The 22,229-nt window shown below is 63.1% G+C and carries 20 protein-coding genes; 12 read left to right on the forward strand and 8 right to left on the reverse strand.

Annotation, left to right across the window (positions count from 1 at the left end):
* Complete coding sequence (gene dhaL / locus RPG13_RS27120; protein ID WP_337126435.1) at positions 1-678, forward strand: dihydroxyacetone kinase subunit DhaL; 678 nt, start codon at positions 1-3, stop codon at positions 676-678.
* Positions 679-726: 48 nt separating this feature from the next.
* On the opposite strand, the gene RPG13_RS27125 is transcribed toward dhaL, so the two are convergent.
* A complete protein-coding gene (locus RPG13_RS27125; protein ID WP_185928286.1) occupies positions 727-1,659 on the reverse strand; it encodes a GntR family transcriptional regulator in 933 nt (310 codons plus the stop codon).
* Positions 1,660-1,795: 136 nt separating this feature from the next.
* Between RPG13_RS27125 and RPG13_RS27130 the strand changes: the two genes are divergently transcribed.
* The 6 genes from RPG13_RS27130 (at position 1,796) to RPG13_RS27155 (ending at position 8,104) form a co-directional block, all read left to right on the forward strand.
* Positions 1,796-2,995 (forward strand): C45 family autoproteolytic acyltransferase/hydolase, encoded by a 1,200-nt coding sequence (locus tag RPG13_RS27130; protein ID WP_292220278.1) that lies wholly within the window; start codon positions 1,796-1,798, stop codon positions 2,993-2,995.
* Positions 2,977-3,918, forward strand: coding sequence for an ABC transporter permease (locus RPG13_RS27135; RefSeq protein WP_095489116.1), 942 nt, complete (start codon positions 2,977-2,979; stop codon positions 3,916-3,918). The genes RPG13_RS27130 and RPG13_RS27135 overlap by 19 nt, the downstream gene beginning before the upstream one ends.
* The gene (locus RPG13_RS27140; RefSeq protein ID WP_127205004.1) at positions 3,915-4,742 is read left to right on the forward strand and encodes an ABC transporter permease; all 828 of its coding nucleotides are present in this window, start codon (positions 3,915-3,917) and stop codon (positions 4,740-4,742) included. The genes RPG13_RS27135 and RPG13_RS27140 overlap by 4 nt, the downstream gene beginning before the upstream one ends.
* Before the next feature lie 11 nt (positions 4,743-4,753).
* Complete coding sequence (locus RPG13_RS27145) at positions 4,754-6,415, forward strand: ABC transporter ATP-binding protein (RefSeq protein WP_337126436.1); 1,662 nt, start codon at positions 4,754-4,756, stop codon at positions 6,413-6,415.
* Complete coding sequence (locus RPG13_RS27150; RefSeq protein WP_337126437.1) at positions 6,381-7,178, forward strand: MOSC domain-containing protein; 798 nt, start codon at positions 6,381-6,383, stop codon at positions 7,176-7,178. Before RPG13_RS27145 ends, RPG13_RS27150 begins: the two co-directional genes overlap by 35 nt.
* Positions 7,179-7,684: 506 nt before the next feature.
* A complete protein-coding gene (locus RPG13_RS27155) occupies positions 7,685-8,104 on the forward strand; it encodes a hypothetical protein (RefSeq protein WP_337126438.1) in 420 nt (139 codons plus the stop codon).
* 140 nt (positions 8,105-8,244) lie between these two features.
* Here the strand turns inward: RPG13_RS27155 and RPG13_RS27160 are convergent, their stop codons facing one another.
* From RPG13_RS27160 to RPG13_RS27170, 3 genes are all read right to left on the reverse strand, one after another.
* Positions 8,245-10,392, reverse strand: coding sequence for a hypothetical protein (locus RPG13_RS27160; RefSeq protein WP_245467745.1), 2,148 nt, complete (start codon positions 10,390-10,392; stop codon positions 8,245-8,247).
* A 324-nt stretch (positions 10,393-10,716) separates the two neighbouring features.
* Positions 10,717-12,303 (reverse strand): ABC transporter substrate-binding protein, encoded by a 1,587-nt coding sequence (locus RPG13_RS27165; RefSeq protein WP_337126439.1) that lies wholly within the window; start codon positions 12,301-12,303, stop codon positions 10,717-10,719.
* Positions 12,304-12,334: 31 nt separating this feature from the next.
* Positions 12,335-13,186, reverse strand: coding sequence for an alpha/beta hydrolase (locus RPG13_RS27170; protein ID WP_337126440.1), 852 nt, complete (start codon positions 13,184-13,186; stop codon positions 12,335-12,337).
* A gap of 347 nt (positions 13,187-13,533) precedes the next feature.
* Here RPG13_RS27170 and RPG13_RS27175 point away from each other — a divergent pair, with 347 nt between their 5' ends.
* A complete protein-coding gene (locus tag RPG13_RS27175; protein WP_337126441.1) occupies positions 13,534-14,232 on the forward strand; it encodes a GntR family transcriptional regulator in 699 nt (232 codons plus the stop codon).
* Between the two features lie 12 nt (positions 14,233-14,244).
* Here the strand turns inward: RPG13_RS27175 and RPG13_RS27180 are convergent, their stop codons facing one another.
* The gene (locus tag RPG13_RS27180; RefSeq protein WP_337126442.1) at positions 14,245-15,393 is read right to left on the reverse strand and encodes a serine hydrolase domain-containing protein; all 1,149 of its coding nucleotides are present in this window, start codon (positions 15,391-15,393) and stop codon (positions 14,245-14,247) included.
* A 352-nt stretch (positions 15,394-15,745) separates the two neighbouring features.
* Here RPG13_RS27180 and RPG13_RS27185 point away from each other — a divergent pair, with 352 nt between their 5' ends.
* The 4 genes from RPG13_RS27185 to RPG13_RS27200 all read left to right on the forward strand — a co-directional run bounded on the left by RPG13_RS27185 (position 15,746) and on the right by RPG13_RS27200 (position 19,647).
* Positions 15,746-17,101, forward strand: coding sequence for a glutamine synthetase family protein (locus tag RPG13_RS27185; RefSeq protein ID WP_337126444.1), 1,356 nt, complete (start codon positions 15,746-15,748; stop codon positions 17,099-17,101).
* Between the two features lie 330 nt (positions 17,102-17,431).
* Positions 17,432-17,797 (forward strand): hypothetical protein, encoded by a 366-nt coding sequence (locus tag RPG13_RS27190; protein WP_337126446.1) that lies wholly within the window; start codon positions 17,432-17,434, stop codon positions 17,795-17,797.
* 170 nt (positions 17,798-17,967) lie between these two features.
* Positions 17,968-18,879 carry an aldo/keto reductase gene (locus RPG13_RS27195; protein ID WP_442921397.1) on the forward strand — a complete coding sequence of 304 codons (912 nt, stop codon included), beginning with the start codon at positions 17,968-17,970 and terminating at the stop codon, positions 18,877-18,879.
* Positions 18,880-18,981: 102 nt separating this feature from the next.
* Positions 18,982-19,647 (forward strand): DUF6064 family protein, encoded by a 666-nt coding sequence (locus RPG13_RS27200; protein WP_126105507.1) that lies wholly within the window; start codon positions 18,982-18,984, stop codon positions 19,645-19,647.
* 29 nt (positions 19,648-19,676) lie between these two features.
* Here RPG13_RS27200 and RPG13_RS27205 read toward each other — a convergent pair whose 3' ends face one another.
* The 3 genes from RPG13_RS27205 to RPG13_RS27215 all read right to left on the reverse strand — a co-directional run bounded on the left by RPG13_RS27205 (position 19,677) and on the right by RPG13_RS27215 (position 22,218).
* Positions 19,677-20,318: a ThuA domain-containing protein gene (locus RPG13_RS27205; RefSeq protein WP_337126447.1), complete on the reverse strand. Its 642-nt coding sequence runs from the start codon at positions 20,316-20,318 to the stop codon at positions 19,677-19,679.
* Between the two features lie 155 nt (positions 20,319-20,473).
* Positions 20,474-21,388 carry a TIM barrel protein gene (locus tag RPG13_RS27210; RefSeq protein ID WP_337126449.1) on the reverse strand — a complete coding sequence of 305 codons (915 nt, stop codon included), beginning with the start codon at positions 21,386-21,388 and terminating at the stop codon, positions 20,474-20,476.
* A gap of 59 nt (positions 21,389-21,447) precedes the next feature.
* Complete coding sequence (locus RPG13_RS27215; RefSeq protein WP_337127062.1) at positions 21,448-22,218, reverse strand: glycerophosphodiester phosphodiesterase family protein; 771 nt, start codon at positions 22,216-22,218, stop codon at positions 21,448-21,450.
* Positions 22,219-22,229 lie beyond the last annotated feature (11 nt).

A 22,229-nucleotide genomic window follows, 5' to 3' on the forward strand; every position in this document is an offset into this window, starting at 1 on the left:
ATGTCCGAAAACGCGGCGCAATGCCTGAGCAGGATGTTTTATCGCATATCCATCGCGATCGAGGCGGGAAAGGACCATCTCTCGGATCTCGATGGCGCCATTGGCGATGCCGACCATGGCATTACCATGTCTCTCGGCTTCATGGCTGTGAACGCTGAGCTGGCCAAGCTCGATCTCGACCATATGCTGCCGTCAGAGGTTTTCACGGCTGCCGCGTCCGCCTTTCTCGATGCCGTCGGTGCTTCCACCGGGCCGCTTTATGCGACCGCGTTCCGCAGAGCGGCGCAAGCCCTCAAACAGGACGAACGCCTTTCACCTTCAGGCCAGGCGGCGATCATCGAGGCCATGACGACCGGCATTCAGGAGCGCGGCAAGGGACAGCGCGGCGACAAGACCATGCTCGACGCCTGGATTCCAGCAACCGAAGCTGCGGTCAGCGCACAGGCGCGCGCCGCCGGCAGCTGGGAGATGTGGAACGGCATCCTGGCGGCCGCGGAAGCCGGCGCGAATTCGACACGGTCCATGGTCGCTGCCCGTGGCCGGGCGGCACGGCTCGGGGAGCGGTCCCTGGGGCACATCGACCCAGGCGCGGCCTCGGCCGTCATTATCCTGCGCGCAATGAAAGACACCTTTGCTGACAGCGCACCAGGAACGATCAGCAGCAGTGGAACGGACTGATCAGGCTCGAACCTGACCAGCCCAAATAGCGGCCGGAATCGCTGCCCGTCAGATCGAGCGCTGCGGCGCAGCGAACTCGGAGGCCTGCCGTAGATGCTGGCGCAGCAGCGCCTCGGCCCATTCGATCTCGCCCGCCTCGACGGCATCGAGAATGGCGAGGTGTTCCCGGCAGGACTGCTCGATGCGTTCCGCCGGCAGTTCCTCGAAACCCGCCGATTCCTGCAACCGGCGCAGATTGTTCTGCTGACGCACCGCATCGGCCAGGAACCGGTTGCCGGAGCAGGCCGCAAGTCCTTCGTGAAACGATGCGTTGATCCGGAACCATTCATCGCCGCCGATCAGCGTCTTGCCCGTCGACACGATCGCCAGGATGCGCTCGTGTGCGCGGCGGACCGGCGCCAGTTGCTGGGGGTCTGCATTGAACATGGGCGACCGCAGCGCCGCGCATTCGACAGCCATCCGGAATTCATAGCTTTCCCGGTAGGCGTCCTCGCCGACAAGTGTGTCGGCGAAACGCCAGCCATGCCCCGGCAGGCGCTGCACCAGCCCCTCGGCGGCAAAGCGAAGCAAAAGCTTGCGCACGATGCCGCGCGACGCCTGATAGCGCGGCATCAGTTCCGCCTCGGACACCTCCTGGGGCAGTTGGTCGAGCGCGCGTTCCCGCATCATCCTGCGGTAAAGCTCCTCGAGCGGAGAACTTGGCAGGATATCCTCCGGGTCGAGATCGGCGACATCGCGCGCCAGTTGCAGCCCCCTCGTCTCGAAGGGACTTAAGATGCCCTGGGCGACCAGCAGTTCCAGCGCTGCGCTGACGGGAGAACGCGAAACGCCGAACGTGCGGGCAAGGTCCGGCACCGAGACGCGGGTTCCAACCGTCCAGCCCGAATCCCTGATCCGCTCCAGGATCCGCCGCGCCAGATCTATCTGCAGCGGGCTGGCCGCCTCACTGCGTGGCTGCCGGTCGATGATCGTTTCGTTCATATGCACTTCCTCAGGCATTCGCATTATAGATATGCGCCACGCAGTTCGAACTGGCAATCTATCGAATTTTTCTGCTTTTCATTCAATCAAAATGCATTACTATCCGGACTCATACGAGTTTGAGGCTTTCCTTTTGATGACAACAGTCACACCATTTCCGCTTGTCGAAATCGCAGGAGCGCCGAAAGCGCGCGGCACGGCCTACGGCGAACAGGCGCGCGGGCGCATCGGCGCTTCGGTGGCGCTCTACGCTGCGCAGCTCGACCGTTTCGGCTTCAGGCGGGACGATGTCGGGCGGTTCTCCGGCATCTTCCTGCCTCGCCTTCGGCAATGGGCGCCCGACCTCGTCGAGGAAATGGAAGGGATCGCGTCAGGCGCCAATGTCGATCTGTCCTCGATCGTCCTGGTCAATGCGCGCACCGAAATCCTGCAGCTTGCCCGGCGCGAGAAAGGCATTTCCGACGACGAGCCCGACGGTTGCACGGGCGCGGCGATCCTGCCGGAAGCAACCCGGAACGGCAGGCTCATCCATGGCCAGAACTGGGACTGGAAGGCCGAATGCGCCGAGACATCGGTGGTGTTGCGCATCCGGCGAACGGACGGGCCGGACCTCCTCACCTTCACCGAAGCCGGCGGACTGGCGCGCAGCGGCTTCAACGCGGCCGGCATCGGCATCACCGCGAACTATCTCGAATCCGACCGTGACTATCGCGAGATCGGCATTCCGCTTCCCTTCATCCGCCGCCGGGCCCTCGAGGCGCAGCATTTCTCCCACGCCATCAAGGTGGTGGCGACGACGCCGAAATCCGGCTCCAACAACATGATCCTGAGCACCGCCGAGGGGTTCACGGTCGATCTCGAATGCGCGCCGGACGAGGTGTTTGCGATCTATCCGGACAAGGACATGATCGTCCATGCCAATCACTGGCAAAGCCCGGTCGCGCTGTCCAAGCTGCGTGAGACCGGACTTCGCGATGTGCCGGACAGTCTCTATCGTGACCATCGCGTGCGCCGGCATTTGTCGGCGCGGCATGGCGACATCACGATCGACGATGTGAAGGAAGCCCTGTTCGACGATTTCGCTTCGCCGTTCAGCGTGTGCCGTCCAGTGGTCAGGAAAGAAGGTGGCAATCTCTCGGCGACAGTCGCGATGATCGTCTTCGAACCAGCCACCGGCGTCATGGAGATCGCTCCGATGCCGGCTGAAAACCGCGAGTTCACCAGCTACGAGCTCACCATGGACGATGCGGTCCTCGCAAGGGCGGAGAAGGCAGTGCCGGCACGGGAGACATCTTCGATATCAGCACAGGAGAAACGATGGTCCGCTTTGTCCTGACCCGCATCGCCAGCGCCATACCGACACTTATCCTGGTGTCGGTTGCGGTCTTCGTGATGATGCGCTTCATCCCGGGCGATCCCGCGACCTTGATGCTGGGAGACCTCGCACAGCCCGGACAGGTCGAGGCGATGCGGCATCAGATGGGGCTCGACCAGCCCGTGGTGGTGCAATATCTGATCTGGATCGGCAATGTCCTTTCAGGCGATTTCGGGCGCTCGATCGGCAGCGGGCAAGAAGTGCTGCCGCTGATCCTCGACCGTTTCGCCGTCTCCTCGATCATCGTTTTTCTTGCTGTGCTTGTCGCCTCGGCGATCGCCGTGCCCGCCGGCATGCTGGCCGCCTGGAAGCAGGACAGTCTGCGCGATATCGCCGTCGTCGCCACCTCGACCATCCTGCTCTCGATCCCCAGTTTCTGGCTGGGGCTGATGCTCATGCTGATCTTCGGCCTCTATCTCGGCTGGTTGCCGATCGTCGGCTATGTGCCGTTCAGCCGCGACTTCGCGCAAGCCGCTCTGTATGTGATCCTGCCCGTGGTCACCCTGGTGCTCGTCGAGTCCGGCCCGATTGCGCGCATGGCCAGGGCCAGCACGATCGAGGTGGCGCGCCTGGAATACATCACCCATGCGCGGGCAAAGGGGCTTTCGGAAAGCGCGGTGATGTGGCGCCACGCATTCAAGAATGCCTTCGCGCCCACCTGGACCCTGATCGGGCTCGTGCTCGGCAGCCTGCTATCCAGCATCGTCGTCATCGAGACCGTCTTCACCATTCCCGGCCTCGGCCGGCTGCTGGTCGACGCCATCTATGCCCGCGACTATCCCGTCGTTCAGGGAACGATGCTGTTCGTCGCCTTCATCTATGTCGCGGTCAATCTTCTCGTCGACCTCGTCTATCCGCTGCTCGATCCGAGGGTTACCGCATGATCGCCCGTGCTCTCGGCCGGCCCGGTCTGAAATTCAACGCGATCTTCGGGATCATCGTCACCGGAACATTGATCCTTCTAGCCGTGTTCGGTCCGTGGATCGCTCCCTACGATCCGCTCAAGCTCGATCTGCCGTCGCGCCTCAGCGGGCCCTCGTCTCTGCATCTGCTCGGCGCCGACGAATTCGGACGCGACGTGCTCAGCCGCCTCGCCAGCGGCGCGCGTACCAGCGCCTGGATCGCTTTTGCAACTGTTATATTCGCATTGATCACCGGCACCGTGTTCGGCGTTCTCGCAGGTTTCCTGCGGGGCTGGGTCGATCGCATCATCATGATGGTCAACGATGCCTTCCTCGCCTTCCCAGGCCTGCTCCTGGCGCTTGGCCTGATGGCGGTGATCGGTGCCAGCCGCGAAGGCATCATCCTTGCGCTCGGCCTTGCCTATATGCCGATCGTGGTGCGCGTGGTGCGGGCTTCCGTGATGTCCATTCGCGAGCGGGAATATGTCGAGGCCTCGCGCGTGATGGGCAACAGCGAGATCATCACCATGGCGCGGCACGTGCTGCCCAACTGTGTCGCCCCGATCATCGTGCTCGCCACCACCATGTTCGGCTGGATCATCCTGTCGGAGAGCGCGCTGAGCTTTCTGGGACTGGGCGTCCCGCCTCCGGCGCCGAGCTGGGGCAACATGCTGTCGACGGCACGGCCCTATATCGGCCAGGCGCCGCATTTGATCATCCTGCCAGGTCTCTGCATCTCGATCACGCTGCTCGGCATCAACATGCTGGGCGACGCGGTGCGCGACTGGCTCGACCCGAAAATGTAGGTGCTGGAAACATGCTCGTGCCGACCGGGGACAAGAACACGATGCTTTCAGTGCGCAACCTGTCGATCTCGGTCGGGCCATCGGGAAAGCGGATCGTCGACGAGCTGAATTTCGATCTCGCGCCCGGTGACATGCTGGCGCTGGTCGGCGAATCCGGTTCGGGCAAGACGATGGCGGCCCGCTCGATCTTGAACCTGCTCCCTGCCCCGCTGGTCACGACCCCGGACAGCAGCATCCGCTTCGGCGGGCAGGAACTCACCAACCTTGCCCCAAAGGCGCTGCGCCAGATACGCGGTGCGCAGATCGGCATGGTTTTTCAGGAGCCAATGGTCTCGCTCAATCCCGCTGTCACCATCGGCGAGCAGATGGCGGAAGGGCTTCGCCTGCATCGCGACATGTCGCGCGCCGAGATAAAGGACCGCTCGCTGGCAATGCTGGAGAGAATCCAGATCAAGGATCCCGGCAAATGCCTTGCCGCCTATCCGCACGAATTCTCGGGCGGCATGCGCCAGCGCATCATGCTCGCATCGGTCATGCTGCTCAAACCGCGCCTGCTGATTGCCGACGAGCCGACCACGGCGCTCGACACGCTGGTGCAGCGCGACGTGCTCGACCTCATGGTGGAGCTGACGCGGGAGAATGGAACCGCCGTCCTGCTGATCAGCCACGACCTCGGCATGGTGTCGCATTATGTGAACAACGTGACGGTGATGTGCGAAGGCAAGGCGGTCGAACAGGGAAGCAGCACCCAGGTCCTTCACGCGCCGCAGCACGACTATACAAGGCGGTTGGTCGACGCGCTTCCCAAGCGCAGCGCCGGCGGGTCGAGAAAAGCCCTCGACGGCCCTCCCCTGGTCGAGATCAGCAACGTCGTCATCGACTATCCGGGCCGTCCGAGGCTGTTTGCGCGCGCGGAACCGAAGCGCGCCGTCGACGGCGTCGATCTGACCATCCGGCGCGGCGAAACCCTGGCGCTGGTCGGCGCGTCGGGCTCCGGCAAGACGACGCTCGGGCGTGCCATTGTCGGCCTCGTCAGGCCGGCCAGTGGAACGATTTCGTTTCTTGGCAAGGCGATTGCAAGTGATCGATCGGCTGACGCGGGTGAGCAGCGTCGCGACATGCAGATCGTCTTCCAGGATCCCTATTCCTCGCTCGACCCTCGCCAGTCCATTGCTAAGATCGTCACCGAGCCGTTGAAGCTCGACCCCGAATTGGACCGCAAGCGGCGGACCGCGCGCATGGATGAGGTCATCGAGGAAGTGGGGCTGACGCGCGACCTTCTCACGCGTTTCCCGCATCAGCTGTCGGGCGGCCAGCGCCAGCGCGTCGCGATTGCGCGGGCGATCGTCAGGCGACCAGCCTTCGTCGTCGCCGACGAGCCGGTTTCGGCACTGGACATGACGGTGCAGAAACAGATCCTGCTGCTGATCCGGTCGTTGCAGGAACGCTACGGTTTCGCCTGCCTCTTCGTCTCGCATGATCTGGGTGCGGTCGAGCAGGTTGCCGACCGGGTCGCCGTCATGCAGGACGGAAAGATTGTCGAGCTCGGCGACCGCGACGACGTCTTCGACCGGCCGCGCCACGCCTATACGCGCGCCCTCCTCGATGCGGCGATGCTGATCGATCGCCGTTTCGCCGATGGCGCGGGCGCCCGCAAGGCCGTGGCGCAATGACGGCGACACGGCTCGTCTCCGCACCATGACACCGTTCGGCCATATCAAGGAAATCTGGCGATATCCCGTCAGTTCGATGGGCGGTGAACGGCTGGACGGAACGGAGCTTGCGGAAGGCGGTATTCCGGGCGACCGGATCTGGGGCATCGTCGACCGGCGCGACGGAATTGTTGCCGCGCCGGAGAAGCGAAAGCATTGGCGGCCGCTGCCCAACCTTCTTGCAAGGCTGAAGGGCGACCGGCCGGAAATCGGATTGGACGATGGCTCCTGGATCGATGTCGGCTCCAGCCGCGCAGGCGAGCTGGTTTCGGCCTTCCTCGATTTCCCGGCGGCGCTGCACCCGCACGTCCCCTTCGGCTCGGAGGCCCAGGATCATATCGCGCCACGCTATCAGCGCGCCGACATCCACATCGTCACGTCAGCCTCGACGAACAGGCTCGCCGGCCTGCTTGCGGATCCCTCGCAAGTGGATACCAGGCGGTTCCGGCCCAACATCGTGATCGAGACCGACGCTTCGCGGGATGGTTTCGTCGAGCAGCAGATCATCGGAAAAGTGCTTTCGATCGGCGAGGCGCGGATCATGATTTCGGAATCCTGCGCGCGCTGCACCTTCACCGCGCTTGCGCAAGGCGATCTCGCTTTCGAACCGGCAGTGCTGCAAACCATAGCGCGCCATGGTGAAGGCGGCTTCGGCGCGCTCTGTCGGGTCATGCAGCCGGGCAAAGTCAGGATGGGCGACCGGGTCACCTTGAACGAAGCCTGATCTTTATCCAGCTTTCGGTGTTGGACGGCGGCACGTTGCGGCGGCTGATGGGTGAGATGGGCCGTAAGTTTGATGGCGGCTATGCGGAGTATGCGTTGTTTGCCGAACTCGCTGCTGATGCCGGCCACTACGCACCGCGTCCTTGATACACCGGATTCATCCCCTAGTTTAGCTCCGTGGGCGCCTTAGTCGCGAGTTTGCCTGAGGGCGGCGGCGGTCGCGCCGTCCTGACTGCATGCCGCGGAAAGACGGTTCGACCGACGCACTTTATGGAGGTGGTCGTGCGTCAATCCCCTGAATCCAGCTGGGCATATTTCGCATTCGTTTGCTCGATCGCGGTAGCTTGCGTAGGAGCTGCTGCCGGCGGCGAGCGCGGCGAAGGCAATAGCGCTGGCAACCATGGTGGCGGAGGCAATAGCGCTGGCAGCCATCACGGTGAAGGCCGCAAAGGCGGCTCGCACAAAGGGCCTGGCGCCAAGCCCAGCGGCTCCAGCAGTAGTTCACCGGTGGACGACGATGGAACCAGCACCGCCGCAACGGCGGCAGTGCCGGCCACTCCGGCAGCCACTGCCGTCAGTGTCGCCCGGTCCGCAGGGGCCGGACGGTCGCTCGACCTCCCGGCCAACCTCCAGCCTCTCAGCGCCAGCAACAGTCCATCGACGGTCCGTCCAATCAAGGCGCTGCCGGGCGTCCCGGATGAAGTCGTTCGCGCCTGCCATGATGCAATCGAGTCGGCCGCCGCCCCGTTTGGCGCGACCAGTGTGCGCGTCAACAGCGCAGGTTCCATACGTCGGTTGAGCCCGGATACGATCTCGGCTCCCGTTGAGGTCAGCATCGACTATGGACGGCAAGGCAACGTGGAGACGCGGCAGGCGCCGATCAAATGCGAATTGAACGCGACAGGCAGGGTGATCGGGCTGACATAGCGTATCGCGCAGAACTCCCCGCCGACGAGAGCAGGATGAATTCGAAGGGTGATCCATCCGCGGCGTCGTGAGAGGGTGCGAGGCAACGCCTCCCAAAGGCCCTGGGCCTTCGATAGGAGGATGCACATTCGTTTTGGAAATCACTCCAAGGTCACGTGTCTTGGCCTGAGGGAATAGGGAAGTGTGAGAGAACGCACCCGGGCAATCCGCGACGGGTTGCGAACCTTGCTGCGTGCAGTCTTCTGGCTGACAGCCTTCAACCCGCCGGCAGCGGCTGCTGCGCGGCCAGCGCGCGGCTTCGGCGGCCGCTCAATCTGCGCGCTGCGACGCTCAGCCCTGAGCCTGTCATTGTCCGCGCGCGCCGCAGCCAGGTCGCGGGCAAGAGAAACATTGTCTTCACGTTGCTTGTCCAGAGCCTCGTTCAGCCTGGTGACCCGTACCAAAAGTGCTCGAGCGGCGGCGCGTTCGAGGCGAACCTTATCGAGATCCTCATGGGTCGAGGCTGCTGCAGCGCGTTCTCGTGCCAGCGCTTGCGCCGTCTCGGTTGCAGTCTGCTCTGCACGCTCTGTCGCTGAGACTGCTCTGGCTCGTTCCTGTTCAGCCGCGACGCGCTCGAGGCGAGCTTTTTCCAGCTCGTCACGCGTCGACGCTGTTGCAGCACGTTCTCGTGCCAGAGCCTGTGCCGTCTCGGTTGCAGTCTGCTCGGCACGCTCTCTCGCTGACACCGCTCTTGCTCGTTCCTGTTCAGACGCGTCGCGCTCAAGGCGAGCTTTTTTTAGCTCCTCACGAATCGACGCTGCTGCAGCGCGTTCTCGAGCCAGCGCGCCCTCCGTCTGGGCCGCGGTCTGCTCCACTCGTTCTCTCGCTGTGACTGCACCGGTCCGTTCCTGCTCAGCCGCGTCCGCGCGCTCCTTGAGCGCGGCATTGGACAGTTTCACTTCGGCGAGATCGCCACCAAGGTTCTCTGACTTCCGGCGTTCGTCGTCGAGCATTCCGCTCGCTTGCGCCAGCGAAGCCTTGGCCTTGGCGCGATTCTCGGCCGCCTCGGCCTCAAGCTGTTCAATTTTCGCCCGCGCTCGCGACAGATCGCGCGCCCGCCATTCGGCTCGCTGACGCTCCAGATGAGCAGCGGGCATCTCCGTAAAGACATAGTTGGTGGCCTCGCGCAGCATTGTGCGGGCATCTCCCGCTATGCGCCGCAATGCGTCAAGTGTGCGGGCTGCCGCGAGCTCGTTGCGCAATCGCTCCTCGTGTGCGTTGTCGGAGGCTGCGATGCTTGTCCTCAGCGCATCGATCTGCTTGCGCGACTCGAGGAGTGCTCCCTGTAGAGCAGCGCTCCTGGCGCGTTCGCTTTCCGCCACCCGGTGCTCCTGGCCGCCCAATTCCCCTGCAGCGGCTGCCTGACCACCGGCTGCCCCGACTTGCAGCCGGGCAGCCGTGAGATCCGGGCTGAGCAAGTCGACACTCGTGCCTTGGGCCCGCGAAATGGCGGGGGCGCTTTCGACCCAGTTTTGTCTCGTCATCGCATAGCTAAGCGGCACGGCCAGACAGATTGCGGCGACGCCCAAGCGGGGCACAAGACCGATTGGCTTGCCAACGCGAGGAGGGGTGGCCGTTACGATGGTCGGCTCGGGATCCAGGCTGAACCCTCCCCTTTGAGCTGTGACATTCAAACCGCGATGCGCCGGATTGGCCAACTGAGCAACTTTGCGCGGCGAAACCTTATGACCCAATTGGTCCCATGCTGACCCGCAAATTCGCTCCCCACGTTCCGCCGCGGCGAGTTGTGTCGGCATACGGCTCAGGGCCCTCAATACTGGACTACTTACGTTGGCAAGATTAGCAGCCACCTGCCTACGAACATAGCCAGCGATTTCTCTGACCGATGTCGCAAGGCGGCCGGATTGCGGCATGTTCGTCGCGGAAGCGAAAGCGTTGGTCTGGGCCACAGACGAGCTCTCGTAAGCTTCGGAGATCACGTCGAAATACTCGATTCGCACCCCGAACCGAAGGTAAGTGGCATCGTGATGCCGATCATCCAGGTCTGCCGTGTCTGAGGGCACGGCAACCTGAGAAGAAGAAGCAGGCTCGGTTGCAAGGTCGACCGGGCTTTCCCAATCCCAAGATGCCTCCTCGGGGGGATCAGATTCGCCTTCGCTCTCATCTGATGTGAGGCGACGGATACGCCGGAGCATAAGATAGAGGCCCACCGAGGCAAGTGTTGCTATCCCGCCCAGGATAACGAGATCTGCGTTGTTTGCGTAAATTTCGGCAAGATGATTTGGCATTGCCGTGCCTGTGGGCGGTCCGCTTGAGCTTTAAGTTAGGTCACAAAGCTAGGTCACAGACCTCCACGGTCAACCGTCACCTCGTACTAAAGGTCAGAGACACTTCGGCCACGCAGAACGGCCATTGCTGCTCGGATCGCTGTCGAACGATCGCTCCTGGCGCAAACGCGCCATGGGAGAGCTGGTGAGTTTAGGTCTCCTTCCCGCCCTGAGCGGGTTTACGGCCCCGGTACCAAGCGTCAGGTTTTCACCACCAGGTAGCTCAAACAATAGATCGGAGGCCACACGCCTCCGACCTTTCGAGCAACAGGCAACCGCCAGCTCCTATTCGCTTTTCCAGACACCCCATGCGCGGGGGTTTGCCGCGGGCCATACTGAATAGCCTTTCACCTTCGGCGACACGGCGTCGACGGATGGCTCGTAATAGAGGCCAAGGATTGGCACATCCTTTGCCATGAGGGCATGGAGCTGCTTGAACAGCGCCTTGCGTTGCGCGGGGTCGGTCGTGGCCATCGACTTCGTGTAGAGGTCGAGGGCCTCCTTGCTGTCCCACTGCGCTGTCGGATCGGTCGCCTTGTCGCCGAGGATGACGCCATACATCAGTGACGGATCGAGACGCGCCGAATAGCCGAAGGACTGGATCTGGAACTTGCCGGCAAGGTAATTGTCGAGCTGTGCCGCCCAATCCAGCACTTCGAGCTGCGCATTGAAGCCCGCGGCCGTCAGCATCGCCTGCAGCAGCACGGCGTTTTCATACATGCCCTGGTAGCGCGTGTTGGTCTGGATCTTGATCGGCTCGCCCTTGTAGCCGGCCTCGTCTAGCAGCGCCTTGGCCTTGACCGGGTCGTATTCCGGCCATTTGAGAAAATCCCCGTCGAAGAATGAGCTCGCCTGGGCGACGGCAGAGGGGTCACCGGCGGCGACACCGTTGGTGCGAGCGGCGGCGATCTGGTTGATGTCGGCGGCATGCGCCAGCGCCTCGCGTATCTTGACGTTCGACAGCAGCGGATCCTTGGTCTGCAGCAGGATCGCCGTCCACGACAGGCCTTGCGTCGACAGCACCGTCATGCCCCGCGACTTGGCTTCCTCGACACGCGATGATTCAAGATCGGGCAGAACGTCGAGCTCGCCGGCGAACAGCGCGGTTTCCGATGCCGCCGTGTCGGGAATGACCATGAAGCGCACCTCGTCGACATAGGCCTCACGGCTGCCGGCAAAGCCGCTCGGCGCCTCCTTCACCGGCTTGTAATCGGCAAAGCGTTCGAGCGTGACATACTGGCCCTTGACCCATTCCTTCAGTTTGAAGGGGCCACTGCCGATGGCGCTGTCGGCGATCCACTTGCCGTCGGTGCCGACATTCTTCGGGCTGGCGACCCAGCCATTGCACTGGACATTGGCGAGCTGCGCGAGAAAGAGCGCATTCGGCGCGTTGAGCGTGAAGACAACGGTGCGTGGATCAGGCGTCGCCACCTCATCGACCTTGAGCCCCTGGCTGCCGTCGAAGAACGGAATGCAGAACCACTCGTTGGCCGCATGCATGCGGCGGTCCCAGTTCCATTTGACGTCGGATGAGGTCACGGCGTCGCCATTGTGGAAAGCCGCGCCGTCGCGCAGCGTGAAGGCATAGGTCTTGCCGTCGTCCGACACTTTCCAGGATTCGGCCAGTGCCGGGCCGACCGTGAGATCGGCGCGGTAGGCCACCAGCGTCTCGAAGATCTGGTGCAGCACCGTGTCGGTGTTCGCGTCGCGATTAAGACCGTCGGTGGCGCGGATGTCGGCGTTGATACGAACCTTGAGCGTGCCGCCGGTTTTCGGCTGCTCCTGCGCCATCGCCGGCAGCGCACACGCCATCATGGCGATTGCCGCCAGCACCCGGATCAATCGTCTTCCCATTCCCGATCTTGTTCCCATTTTTATCTCCAGTTTTGTTGACTGCAGTTTTTCAGGCGGGCGCGGCAACCCCATTCAATGCCCGCGCAAAGAAGTCCTTGACCTTGGCGATGAGCTCGCGGTCGTCGTGGGTGATGCCGGGCACGACATCCAGCTGCACCTCGACGCCGTGTCTCTCCAGGCTGCCCTTCAACGACCTGATCCGGTCGTTGCGGGTCGCGCCGGCGAGATCGGCGCCGGGCATCCACCAGGCATCGTCCGGCTTGATGGTGATCTCCCAGGTTTCGAGATCGTCACCGCCGATCACCATCTGCACGGCGACCTTGCGCATGGCGTCGAGGTCGACCTTCTTGCCGAACACTTTCTCGAAGTCGCGCACCCCGACCCAGAAATCCTGATCGAAGTCGAGCAGGGTCACGACGCCTGGCGCGCCGATCGATGCAGCCAGCAGGCGTTCGGGATGGAGGAACAGGAAACGATGGGTGAAATGGCCGCCGCCGGAGAAGCCGTACATCAGCACGCGGTCGCCGCGGATGCGGTAGCGCTCCCGCATTTCCTCGACCATGTCGAGCATCACGGCATCGTAGTGGAGGTCGCCCTCGCGCAGCATCTTGTAGGAGGAAAGGTCGCCCGGAAAACAGATATTCGCCGGGAAGAGCGGGGCGTGCACGATCACGCCGTTCTGCTCGGCGAAGTCGGCAAAGGCATCGCGGTAGGCGAGCATGCCGCGTTCGGTGCCATGCACGATCACCGCTAGCGGATATGTCTTGTCGCCGTCCTCGTCATAGTCGTCGGGCACATAGGCGCAATAGGGGAAGCGCTGGTCGAAGCGGGAGGCGTACACCGTCGTGTGGCCGAAATCGTAATAGGACAGGCGCTTGCCATGTCCGCTGACGTTGCGCATCGAATTTTCCCCAGTCTCAATTTTATTGTTTCATCATTTTGTGTGACTGAAAAGCATTTATTTATCTGGGACACCGGGAAAGTACGCATTTTACATCGCGTAACGCCGAGCGCTCCTGGAGCAGGCATGAGCTGTTGTCCGGCCGGCTTTGTGTCGGCGCGGCATTTGCTGGGCGCAACCGGGAAGGCGGCGACGACGCGGCTTGCAGCGTTGCGGTTGCAGCGTCTATCATGTGCTTGAAAAAACGCTGACTTCGGCCTTCATGCCGCGTTCGGCCAGCCATCATTTCTAGCGGCAGATGTAGCCAGCTGCGTAGATTTCAGAACGAATGAAGTAGCGCACCGCCAATGGCCGATAAAACGCTTTTCGGGTTGACCGCCGTCGACACCGTGCCCCTGCATGAGAAAGTCTATCTCGAACTCGTCAGGGCATTGATGTCGGGCCAGTTTGCGCCCGGCCAGAAGCTGACCTCGCGCAAGCTCGCCAAGGAACTGGGCACCAGCGACATGCCGGTGCGCAGCGCCTTCATGCGGCTGCAGGCGCTGCGTGCGCTGAGCCCGATGCCGAACGGCAGCATGGAGGTGCCGGTCATCTCGGCCGAAAGGTTCTCGCAGCTGACCGAGGTGCGAACGATCCTCGAAGGCTCCGCGACCGAGCTTGCCGCAAAGCTGATCAATGGCAACAATCTGCGAGCGATCCGTCGCCACTGCACGGAGCTGACCCTGGCAGCCCGCAAGGGCGACATCGACGATTACCTGCGCAAGAACTACAACTTCAAGTTCTGGATCTATCGCCACTGCGGCAATGAGCAGATGATCTTCCTGATCGAGACGGTGTGGATGCAGGTCGGTCCGTTTCTCAGGAACCTGACCACCGGTTTCGAGGACAATCTCGCCGCCATTCTCGAGATCGATTACCACGAGGAAGCCGTCGCCGCGATCGAGGTCCAGGACGGGCCACGCGCACGGGCCGCCATCGTGCGCGACATAAACGACGGCGCGACGCATCTTTTGCAGCACGTCAAGTTTCCGGAAACCCGGAACTGACTATCGAGGCCGTCACGAGGCAGCGGAAACTGCCTTCATCACCGCGACGACCGTCTGATCCATCCGGTCGTTGACCGGGTCGGGTTCCGAGGACTGCCTGACAATGACGGTTTGTGTCGCCGGATCGATCCAGAGCCACTGGCCATGGATGCCCAAGGCGGCGAGCGCACCCGTGCCGGTGTCGTACCAATAATTGCGGTAGCTTCCGCCCGGATAGGCATAGCCCTGGTCGCCGGCGGCCCAGATGGCGCGGTCGCCGCCGGCCCAGAGGCTGGCGATCCAGTCTGCCGGAACGATGCCGCCGCCACCGGTGCGAACCAGCTCACCGACGCGGGCGAGATCGCGCGCGGTCATCGAGATGCCGCCCGAGGCGCGCGGATTGCCGGCCCGATCGACGGTTATCTGCGCGTCGGAATGGGCGCCCATCGGCTGCCACAGGAGCCGGCTCAGCAATTCGGCGAAGCGTTCGCCCGATGCCTGCTCGAGGATGATGGCCGCCATGTCGACATTGGGTGACCGGTAGGCGTGCCGCGTGCCGTGCGGATGTGCGGCCTTCGGCAAGGTGCACAGGAAAGTCTTGAGATCGGGCGCGGGATCGTCCGCCTTGTCCGGATTCCACAGCATCGCCCGCCTGTAACGATCGAAAGCGCCGTCTCTGCTCAGATAGGCTTCGTCGAAATCGATGCTGATCTGCATGTTGAGGAGATCGCGTAACGTGGCGTCGCCATAGGCCGATCCGGCGGCTTCGGGCAGGTGCTTTGCCAAGCGGTCGTCCAGCGAGAGCATCCCGTGGCCGATCAGGATTCCCGCCAGAAGGCCGGTGATGGATTTGGACACCGAAAACACCAGATGCGGCTTTGCCGGATCGCTTGTCGGGGCATGCCACTCGGCCACGAGATTTCCGCCGCGCATCACCACGAAATTGTCGGTGTCGCTTTCAAGCAGGAAATCCGGCAATGGACGCGGCTTGCCGGCAACGTCGGCAACCACAAGGTCGGACAGCCGCCCGAGGTCGAGTGTCGGCGTTTCCGGCTGGCGCGCGCTGCGGATCGTGGCGGACGGCACCAGTTCCGCCGCGTTCTGGAACGACCAGGCCGAATAGGGCCTTGTCCTCCAGTTCGACAGGTCGATCTCCGCGCGGTGCGACGGCGTATTTGTCATTTTGGCTCATCCCTCTGACTGCTGCGTGGCGGCGAACGGTGTCTTCGCAACCGCCCGCTCCTGTTCTTTCATGTCCCGGCGCGAAGGCCGGCTCGGCCTATTCCCGCTCCTTGCCGAGCCGCCAATAGCCCGGCTCAAATCCGCTTGGCTTTCCCCAACCTTACCACTATATTGCGATCGCAAATCGCGCAATTGGTCCTGAAATGCCACCCGATATCCCAGCTAGTGAATTGAAAAAATAAGCAAAATCCTCTGGTGGCAGCCAGAGCGGTTTTCATAAACTCACAAGCTATCTATAAGAGATATCGTAACCGATCAGGGCCGCGGCACCTTTCGGAACCAGGGGTTGAAATTGGGCGATGCAATCACGGACGTTCTGAATTGGCTTGAAAGCAGGGACGACATCCATAGCCTTCGGGCTGCGGTGTGCGACCTCAACGGCATCATGCGCGGCAAGCGCATACCCGTCGAGCAGGCACGCAAGGCGCTGGAGGGCAAGCTGCGCATGCCTTATTCGCTGGTTGGGCTCGACATCTGGGGCGAGGATATCGAGAACAACACGCTGGTTTTCGGCAACGGCGACGCCGACGGCCTTTGCCAGTGGACGGGACGCGGCATCGTGCCGGTGAACTGGACGGCATATCCGACAGCACTCGTTCCGCTCTGGCTTGCCGATGAGAACGGCGCGCCGTTTCTCGGTGATCCGCGGCGGGCGCTGGCTCGTATCCTCGACCGCTACAAGGCTCTGGGCCTGACCCCGGTCACTGCTACGGAACTGGAATTCTACCTGGTCGACCCACAATCGCAGCGGCCGATCGGGCCTGTCTCGCCGGTGACCGGTCGCCGTCTCGATTCCGATGCGGCCCTGTCGATCGACGAGATTGACGACTTCGAAGCCTTCATCCACGACGTCTGCGACGCCTGCCGCATGCAAGGCATTCCCGTCGACACCGCGATCGCCGAAAACGGTGTCGGCCAGTTCGAGATCAATCTGAACCATGTCGCGGACGCCTTGCGCGCCGCCGACGATGCCGTGCTGTTCAAGCGCACCGTCAAGGGCATCGCCCGTAAGCACGGCTTTGCCGCCTGCTTCATGGCCAAGCCCTATGGTGACCGTGCCGGCAACGGTTTTCACGTCCATTTCAGCCTGACCGACGCCGAAGGCCGCAACGTCTTCGACAACGGCAGCGACCAGGGGTCGGACATCATGCGCCATGCCGTCGGCGGTCTGCTCGCCGCCATGGCCGAAAGCACGCTGGTTTTTGCACCGCACTTCAATTCCTACCGCAGGCTGCGTCCTGGATCCTATGCGCCGAACGCGGTTGCCTGGGGCTACGAGAACCGCATGATCGCGATCCGAATCCCCGGCGGGCCGGCGAGCGCACGCCGGATCGAGCATCGCGTCGCCGGCGCGGACGCCAACCCGTACCTCGTCCTTGCGGCTATCTTGGGCGCCGCACTCATCGGCATCGAAAGGCAATTGTCGCCTGACGATCCGACGGGCAGAGACGGGCAAGGACGTCAGCCGGCGAAGCTGCCGCCTGACTGGGCCTCGGCGATCGCCAGCTTCGAGAGCGGGGCGCATATTGCGGAGATATTTCCGGCCATCCTGCGCGACTCCTTCATCGCCTGCAAACGGCAGGAGCTGAATACGTTCGCGCTCAATGTCAGCGATTTCGAGCTCGAGACCTATCTCGAAAGCGTTTGATCGGCAGGGCGCGCTGGCGACCGCCCAACGTCGAAGATGCTCAGGCGACGCCGCGACCGCCGGCAGCAGATCCCGTCAGTGCAGCCACTGCGCTGAGCGGCACGTCAACGACATCGTGAAGTTGTGCAGGTTGACTCGATTGTCTGCTTGCCTAACTAGGGTCTCGGGTCGGCGCAATTCATCACAGTCGGTATGATATTTTCCAGCATCCGAAAGCCTGTCCTTCTTGTTCTCTTGGCCGGCAGTTCTATCGTGTCCTCCTGCGTCGCCCCTGACGATACGTCGACCATCGCGAAGGAGGACGCAACGACAGCGGCAGCCCGCAAAGAGATGATCGGTCTCAGCGAGGCTGATGTTCGAATGTGCGCCGGCTTTCCGAGTGCCACCGCTGATGCGGGCGGATCAGGTCAGATCTGGACCTATCAGCGTACCGTTCAACGCGGCAATCTCATCGTCGTGATTCCAACCTTGGCGGTGGGTGCGATCCCGACGGTTGGAGGATCCCTCAATGTCAATCCTGGCGGCTATTGCAACACACAACTTCGAATGGTCGATGGCCGTGTTGCCGAGGTTGCCTACGCCGGCGACAACAATACGCCGAACAACCGCGATGCGCTCTGCGTCAGCACGGTAGACGCCTGCGTGGCCTATGCCCGCCAGCACCGTCAGGTCAGGACAGGGGCTACCTCCAGGTAATCGGGCTGGTTGCAGAGCGAGTGACAAACTTACAGCGGTTGGGCGGTTCTATCAAAAGCTGAACCGCTCTTGAGACCGGCCGGCTCCCCGCCGATCGCCCCCAGATCGGCCTTGCGAAGGCCGGTCGCCCGGAACCATTTTTGTGGTCAGGAGTATAGGGATGGCAGATGATGATTATCACCCGCAGGACATTCGTGAAGACTGCCGCCGCTTCCGGAGCGGCCTTCGTGTTGCCGGGAACCGCGCCCGGCGCGCCTGCGCCGCTGATGCGGGCTGTGCCCTCCTCGGGAGAGATGCTTCCCGCAGTTGGGCTGGGCACCTGGATCACCTTCAATGTCGGCGACGATCCGGTGCTGCGCGACGAATGCGCCGAGGTGATCGCGGCCTTCTTCGAGGCAGGCGGCCGCATGATCGATTCCTCGCCGATGTACGGCTCCTCGCAGCCGGTGATCGGCTATGGCCTCGAGAAGCTCGGCCGGCCCAAAGCGCTGTTTTCCGCCGAGAAGGTCTGGACTTCCGCCGCCGACGGAGCCGCGCAGATCGAGCAGTCGCGCCGCTTCTGGGGTGTGCCGCGCTTCGACCTCATGCAGGTCCATAATCTCGTCGGCTGGGAGGCGCATCTCGAAACCCTGTTCGCCATGAAGGCGGACGGGCGCATCCGCTATGTCGGCATCACGACATCCGAAGGACGGCGGCACGACCTGTTCGAACAAATCATGCGCGCGCATCGGCTCGACGTCGTGCAGCTCACCTACAACGTCGTCGACCGTGAGGCGGAGGAACGGCTCCTGCCGCTGGCGGCCGAGCGCGGCATGGCCGTCATCGTCAACCGGCCGTTTCAGCAAGGCGCGCTGACGCGCCAGCTCGAAGGCGAGACACTGCCGGACTGGGCGGCCGAGATCGGCGCCGGATCCTGGGCGCAGTTCATCTTGAAGTTCATCCTTGCGCATCCCTCCGTCACCGTCGCCATCCCCGCCACGACCCGCGTCGACCATGTGCGCGAGAACGTGATGGCCGCGACCGGTCCCTTCCCCGACGCGGCCATGCGCGAGCGGATGGCGGCCTACATCCGGGACCTCTAAGCAGGCATTCGTGGGCTGGCTCACGAATGCCTGCTTAGATTCTGTTGTTTGTCGCAGGTTCTTGTCGCAAAACCGTGGGACACTTTTGCGGAACCTGCTTAGATGTCGGAATGGTGGACCTACCGGCTGGAAGATTTCCTGCTCTTCTCGCCGCGCGTCTACTGGCGCATGTTCGAGTTGCACAATGCAGCCTTCTGGCCGCTGCATCTCCTGGCACTCGCCGCCGGTCTTGCCATTGCCCTGCTCGTGCTGCGGCGGCCGCGTCGCCATGGTCTCTGGATCGCACTCATCCTTGCCGTGCTCTTTGCCCTCGTCGGCTGGTCCTTCCTGTGGAGCCGCTATGCCGTGATCAACTGGGCGATCGCCTATGTCGCGCCGGCCTTCGGCCTGCAGGCGCTGCTGCTGGTAATCGGCGGTGCCGCACGCGGCAGCCTCGCCTTCGACAGGCGGGACATGACGGGTCGGCTCGGGCTGCTGATCATGGCCGTTGGCATCGTTGTCTATCCGCTCCTGCCGCCGCTCTTCGGGCGGCCATGGGCGAGCGCCGAAATCTTCGGCATCGCGCCGGACCCGACGGCGATCGCGGCGCTCGGCGTCCTGCTTGCAGCGAGCGGCGGGCCTGTGCCGCTGCTGTTTCCGATACCGCTGTTGTGGCTGCTGCTCAGCGGCCTGACGCTCCATGCCATGGGCGATCCGCAAGCCTGGCTGCCGCTTCTGGCAGCGGCCACCGCTGTCGCTGCCTTGGCCCTGCGCCGCATTGCCCGATGAAACGACGGTGCGTGCTCCGGCAAGCGCTCTCAGCGCGCCGCCCACACCAGGCCGCGACGAAATATCGTTCGCATCTGCGGCACCGCGAACTCCTTGGCGGCATGGCCGAGCGCCGAATAGAACACCCTTCCCTTGCCGTGCCGGCGCTTCCAGACGACCGGCATGACCACGCCTTCGATCCAGGATGCGTGCTCGCCGGAGAAGGTGGTTGTCGCCAGCACCTCGTTCGACGGATCCACATGCATGTAGTACTGCTCCGAGCGGTACGAAAAATCATCGATGCCGTTCATGATGGGATCGTCGCGCCTGGAGATGTCGATCCGGTAGTCGATGATGTTGCCCGGGTGGGCCACCCACTGGCCGCCGCACATGAACTGGTATTCCGTGGCTTCGCGAAATGCATCGCACATGCCGCCGTGATAGCCGCCAAGGCCGACACCGCCCTCGACTGCTTTTGTCAGGTTGAGCTCCTCGTTCTTCGCAAGCTTGGCCATTGTGTAGATCGGGACGATCAGGCTCAAATCGGCGATCGCGGGGTCGGCGAATATCTCCGTCGTGGTTTCGACGCGCACGCCAAACCCCTCCTCTTCGAGCATCGCCTTGACGACGCGCGCACCCTCTTCCGGCTCGTGTCCGTCCCAGCCGCCCCACACGATCAGCGCTTGCCGCATATCTTCTCCATCAGTTGGTTGCGTCGCCAACACGAACCTTAAGCGGCAGTGCGGCCGGCCGATCCGGCCGGCTGCTCCCCAATTCGAACTATGCCAACGATACCCAGACAGTCTCGACCGTTGCAATGTCCTTCAGGCCAAAATCCAATGGCCTGTCATTCGGCAGCCATGGAACTGCGCGTGCCGTTCAGCGCCATTAGGCGTGTCGCGCGTTCGAGGCTGGCTGGCTGCTCGCTGCGGTAGCGTTCGCCGATCTCCATCATCAGCACCGTTCCCGGCAGGAACGCCAGCTCGCTGAAAATCTCCTCCCAGGCGATGTCGCCCCAGCCGAGCGGCATGTGCAGGTCGCCGAGGCCCAGCGCCGTCGCTTCCTGTAGGAAATAGGGCTTGTAAAAACCCTGTGGGCGGCCGAAGGAATCGTGGACATGCAGATGCCCGGCCACTGGCGCCATGGCGCGGATCTGCTCGCGGAAGTTCAGTCCGCGATAGGTCGCTTCGAGATAGGCATGACTGAAGTCGATCAGCGCGACCAGATTGGGATGGTTGACGGCCTTGACGGTCTCGGCCACCTCCGCTGGCGTTTGCCGGTATTGCCCCGGTTCCGCGGTGAAGATGTTCTCCAGCGCGATGCGCACGCCGTAAGGCTTGGCGAATTCCGCCAGTTCGGACAGAGCCTCGCGCTCGCGCCGGTCCGCATCCGCGCGCAAGAGAGGCTGGTCGGCGCGCAGGAAACCGCCATGCTGGACGAGGATACGGGCGCCGATCCGGTCGCAGATCTCGACCAGCGCCTTGGCAGCCTGCAGCTGGTACGTGCAAGTCGCAGGGTCCATGAAGTTGGAGGAGACGAGGCCATGAACCGTGTAGCGGAAGGAAAACTTGGCCGTCAACGCGACGAGCCTGTCCGCTCTTTCCCTAATGATGCGGCCGCCCGCGATGAGATCGATGCTGGTGAGCGCAAGCTCGACGGTGTCGACGCCGATATTTTCGAGCCGGCGAAGATCGGCTTCGAGGCTATCCAACTCGCCGTCGCGAGACTGCGCGTTGAAGCCGGTTGCGATAAGATTGCTCATTTGCTTTGTCTCCAGGTTGGGCCAGATTGGCATTGTCGTTATGCGGCCGATCGGCGTGATCAGGCCCGGTTGGTTTCGAGCGGCGCTGCCGTCACCACGGCGGAGCGCAAGGCGATGGCGAGGTCCGGGCGGTCCGATGTCAGGCGGCCGATCCGCCGTCCCAGCCAGTGGCGGATCGTCGCCTCCTCGTTCACCGTCCACACGCAAAGCCGGTCGAGCGGCAGCGCGGCGCGAACCAGGTCCCATTGCGCCTCCATCAGCTCGTGATGGATGGCGATGATGTCCACGAGGCCGTCGACCCGAGCAAGGAATGCCGCCAGGCCACCCTGTCTTTCAGCCCAGTCCGCATTGACGGAGACGAGACGCGCGACCTGCGGCGCGTGGCGCCGGCAGTCTTCCAGGACGGAAATGTCGAAGGACGTCAGATGCGTCCTATCCTCCACGCCGAAGCGTCGAAGCTCCTCGGTGACGCGCCGGGCAATGTCGGGACAGGGCGTGCCGGTTTCGTCGGTCTTGATCTCGACATGCAGGTCCGGCCCGGCCCTAGAAGAAAGCGCGGCCAGCACGTCCGCCAGTGTTGGGATGGCTTCCTCCGTGCCTGTTAGTCTCGTGCCTACCCGCGCCTGCGGCGTCAGCATGCGCACCGGCCCGAAGCCTTCCGTCGTGCGTTCCAGCGTCGCGTCATGGATCACCACGAGCTCGCCCGACTCGGCCAGATGGACGTCGAATTCGATGGCATCGACACCGAGCTTCAGCGTGTTGCGGAAGCCGGCAAGCGAGTTCTCGGGCCACAGATTGCGGGCGCCGCGATGGCCGGTGATCAAAGTCATGCCAGTGATCA

It is taken from the genome of Mesorhizobium sp. ISC15 (assembly GCF_037162615.1).
In the GTDB taxonomy this organism is placed as follows: Bacteria; Pseudomonadota; Alphaproteobacteria; order Rhizobiales; family Rhizobiaceae; genus Mesorhizobium; species Mesorhizobium mediterraneum.

What these genes read in the sequence shown, in the direction of transcription:
- RPG13_RS27190 (WP_337126446.1), top strand. Translation starts at nt 17,432, where the DNA reads ATGATCGGTCTCAGCGAGGCTGATGTTCGAATGTGCGCCGGCTTTCCG.
- RPG13_RS27140 (WP_127205004.1), top strand. Translation starts at nt 3,915, where the DNA reads ATGATCGCCCGTGCTCTCGGCCGGCCCGGTCTGAAATTCAACGCGATC.
- RPG13_RS27150 (WP_337126437.1), top strand. Translation starts at nt 6,381, where the DNA reads ATGGCGCGGGCGCCCGCAAGGCCGTGGCGCAATGACGGCGACACGGCT.
- RPG13_RS27125 (WP_185928286.1), bottom strand. Translation starts at nt 1,659, where the DNA reads ATGAACGAAACGATCATCGACCGGCAGCCACGCAGTGAGGCGGCCAGC.
- RPG13_RS27180 (WP_337126442.1), bottom strand. Translation starts at nt 15,393, where the DNA reads ATGACAAATACGCCGTCGCACCGCGCGGAGATCGACCTGTCGAACTGG.
- dhaL (WP_337126435.1), top strand. Translation starts at nt 1, where the DNA reads ATGTCCGAAAACGCGGCGCAATGCCTGAGCAGGATGTTTTATCGCATA.
- RPG13_RS27160 (WP_245467745.1), bottom strand. Translation starts at nt 10,392, where the DNA reads ATGCCAAATCATCTTGCCGAAATTTACGCAAACAACGCAGATCTCGTT.
- RPG13_RS27165 (WP_337126439.1), bottom strand. Translation starts at nt 12,303, where the DNA reads ATGGGAACAAGATCGGGAATGGGAAGACGATTGATCCGGGTGCTGGCG.
- RPG13_RS27170 (WP_337126440.1), bottom strand. Translation starts at nt 13,186, where the DNA reads ATGCGCAACGTCAGCGGACATGGCAAGCGCCTGTCCTATTACGATTTC.
- RPG13_RS27205 (WP_337126447.1), bottom strand. Translation starts at nt 20,318, where the DNA reads ATGCGGCAAGCGCTGATCGTGTGGGGCGGCTGGGACGGACACGAGCCG.
- RPG13_RS27135 (WP_095489116.1), top strand. Translation starts at nt 2,977, where the DNA reads ATGGTCCGCTTTGTCCTGACCCGCATCGCCAGCGCCATACCGACACTT.
- RPG13_RS27210 (WP_337126449.1), bottom strand. Translation starts at nt 21,388, where the DNA reads ATGAGCAATCTTATCGCAACCGGCTTCAACGCGCAGTCTCGCGACGGC.
- RPG13_RS27215 (WP_337127062.1), bottom strand. Translation starts at nt 22,218, where the DNA reads ATGACTTTGATCACCGGCCATCGCGGCGCCCGCAATCTGTGGCCCGAG.
- RPG13_RS27130 (WP_292220278.1), top strand. Translation starts at nt 1,796, where the DNA reads ATGACAACAGTCACACCATTTCCGCTTGTCGAAATCGCAGGAGCGCCG.
- RPG13_RS27145 (WP_337126436.1), top strand. Translation starts at nt 4,754, where the DNA reads ATGCTCGTGCCGACCGGGGACAAGAACACGATGCTTTCAGTGCGCAAC.
- RPG13_RS27195 (WP_442921397.1), top strand. Translation starts at nt 17,968, where the DNA reads ATGATTATCACCCGCAGGACATTCGTGAAGACTGCCGCCGCTTCCGGA.
- RPG13_RS27175 (WP_337126441.1), top strand. Translation starts at nt 13,534, where the DNA reads ATGGCCGATAAAACGCTTTTCGGGTTGACCGCCGTCGACACCGTGCCC.
- RPG13_RS27200 (WP_126105507.1), top strand. Translation starts at nt 18,982, where the DNA reads ATGTCGGAATGGTGGACCTACCGGCTGGAAGATTTCCTGCTCTTCTCG.